Source organism: Arthrobacter sp. Y3223164 (assembly GCF_059091005.1).
This window is the reverse complement of record NZ_JBNHGF010000404.1, coordinates 1-2,434: the sequence shown is the minus strand read 5'-3', so window position 1 is coordinate 2,434 and position 2,434 is coordinate 1. Positions and strand designations below refer to the sequence as shown.

At 70.3% G+C, this 2,434-nt stretch carries 3 protein-coding genes; all 3 read left to right on the top strand.

The window, feature by feature from the left end; genetic code table 11:
- The coding region (locus AC5RUJ_RS14650; RefSeq protein WP_494156085.1) for an aminobutyraldehyde dehydrogenase at positions 1 to 1,314 on the top strand (1,314 nt) is incomplete at its 5' end.
- A 145-nt stretch (positions 1,315 to 1,459) separates the two neighbouring features.
- The gene (locus AC5RUJ_RS14645) at positions 1,460 to 1,972 is read left to right on the top strand and encodes a methylated-DNA--[protein]-cysteine S-methyltransferase (protein WP_494129063.1); all 513 of its coding nucleotides are present in this window, start codon (positions 1,460 to 1,462) and stop codon (positions 1,970 to 1,972) included.
- A gap of 47 nt (positions 1,973 to 2,019) precedes the next feature.
- The coding region (locus AC5RUJ_RS14640) for an RNA polymerase sigma factor (RefSeq protein WP_494156084.1) at positions 2,020 to 2,434 on the top strand (415 nt) is incomplete at its 3' end.

Genomic DNA, 2,434 nt, shown 5'->3' with positions numbered 1-2,434 from the left:
GCGACGCCCGCGGAACGTTCCGAGGCCCTGCTGAAGCTGGCGGCCGAACTGGACCGCAGGGCCGCGGAACTGGCGGCGGTGGAGACCGCGCAGACCGGCAAGAGCATCCGCCTGGCCACCGGATTCGACGTTCCCGGGACGGTCGACAACGCGGCGTTCTTCGCGGGCGCGGCGCGCCAGTTGCAGGGAGTGGCGGCCGGTGAATACGGCACCGGCGGCACCTCGATGATCCGGCGCGAGCCGATCGGCGTGGTGGGTTCCGTGGCGCCGTGGAACTACCCGCTGCAAATGGCCGCGTGGAAGATCCTTCCGGCGATCGCCGCCGGCAACACCATTGTGCTCAAGCCCTCCGAGCTCACGCCTGGCACCAGCCTGATCTTCGCCGAAGCCGCTGCCGCGGCCGGAATACCGGACGGCGTGGTCAACATTGTCACCGGCAGCGGCCGGGAAGCGGGCGAGGCTCTGGTGACCCACCCGGATGTGGCCATGACGTCCTTCACCGGCTCCACCGCCGTCGGACGCCGCATCATGGCGCTGGCCGCGGCGCGGGGGAACCGCGTGCACCTGGAGCTGGGCGGCAAGGCACCGTTCGTGGTGTTCGACGACGCGGACCTGGAAGCCGCCGCGCACGGGGCGGTGGCCGGCTGCACCATCAACGGCGGCCAGGACTGCACCGCCGCCACCCGGGCGTACATCCAGCGGCCGCTGTTCGACGCTTTCACCGCACGGGTCGCCGAGCTGATGGAACTGGTAGTGGTGGGCGACCCGACCGACGATGCCACCGACATGGGCTCCCTGATCAGCCGAGCCCACCGGGACAAGGTGGCGGGTTTCGTGGACCGGGCGCGGGACGCGGGGGCGAAGATCCTGGCCGGCGGCGCGGCTCCCGGCGCCGACCTGGCGGACGGCGCCTACTACCGGCCCACGCTGGTCAGCGGCATCGGGCAGGACGCGGAAATAGTCCGCGAGGAGGTCTTCGGCCCGGTGCTGACCGCGATCCCGTTCGACACCGACGGCGAGGGCCTCGCACTGGCCAATGACACCCAGTACGGGCTGGCTGCCTCCGCGTGGACCAGCAGCCTGGCCCGTTCGCTGCGCGCATCGGCCGAGATCCAGGCCGGCTGCGTCTGGATCAACGACCACATCCCGATCGTCTCCGAAATGCCGCACGGCGGGTACAAGGCGTCCGGTTTCGGCAAGGACATGTCCGCCTATTCGCTGGAGGACTACACGAACATTAAACACGTGAGCATGGGCAGCGACCCGGCCGCGCACAAGGAATGGCAGGACACCGTGTTCCGCTACCGCGGCTGATCGGCACCCGGCGGCACGCCGTCGCGGAGACACGTCGTCCTGGGCTGCCGCCGCCCGTAGGAAGCGGGAACAGTAGCGCGGGGCTCACCTTAACGCGCGCCGGAACGTCTGCACGGGAGAGAATGAAAGCGGACGAAGGAGCGCCATGACCCGCGTGCACACCCTCATCGACACCCCGCTTGGGGAACTGACGGCCGTCGCCGAGGACGGGTCGCTGACCGCGCTCTACTTCCCGGGCCAGAAGCGGCTGCCGGCTGCCGACACGTTCGGCGAGCGCACCGCCGTCGGCCGCGAAGCAGTCTTTGCAGCAGCCTCTGCGCAACTGGACGAGTACTTTGCCGGCGGGCGCAGGGAGTTCGACCTGCCCCTGGCGCCGAAGGGCGACCCCTTCAAGCAGAAGGTGTGGGCCCTGCTGCGTCACATCCCCTACGGCCAGGTCCGCTCCTACGGCCAGCTGGGGGCCGAGCTGGGCGACCCGCACCTGGCCCAGGCCGTCGGCCATGCCAACGGCCAGAACCCGCTGTCCATCGTGGTGCCGTGCCACCGGGTGGTCGGAGCGGACGGATCGCTGGTGGGTTATGCCGGCGGGCTGGAACGGAAACGCTTCCTGCTGGAGCTGGAAGAGCCGGCGGACCAGAAAGCGGGCAAGCTTTTCTGATGCCCGCCTCACGGAATGCGCCCCGCGGGCGTCTACAAGGTGTGCAGATGAAACCCTTCGAGCAACTGGTCAGCGACCACGGCGCCACGGTGCTGCGCGTCTGCCGGGTGGTGCTGGGCCCCGGGCCGGACGCCGAGGATGCCTGGTCGGAGACCTTCCTGTCCGCGCTCAGGGCCTATCCGGGGCTGCCCGCCGCCGCGAACCATGAGGCCTGGCTGGTCACCATCGCCCACCGCAAGGCCATCGACGTGGTCCGGCGGCGGGAGCGCGCTCCGGTGCCGGCAGGGTATCTGCCCGAGTCGCCGTCGACGTTGGGAATCCCCGGGAATGACGACGACGAACTGCACCAGGCCGTCGCTGGCCTGCCCCTGAGGCAGCGCGAAGCGGTCGCGCTGCATTACCTGGCCGGGTTGCCGTACGCCGAAGCCGCCGCACTGACCGGCTCCACCACCGGAGCCGTCC

Coding starts and splice junctions, on each gene's coding strand:
- AC5RUJ_RS14645 (WP_494129063.1), top strand. CDS start 1,460: ATGACCCGCGTGCACACCCTCATCGACACCCCGCTTGGGGAACTGACG.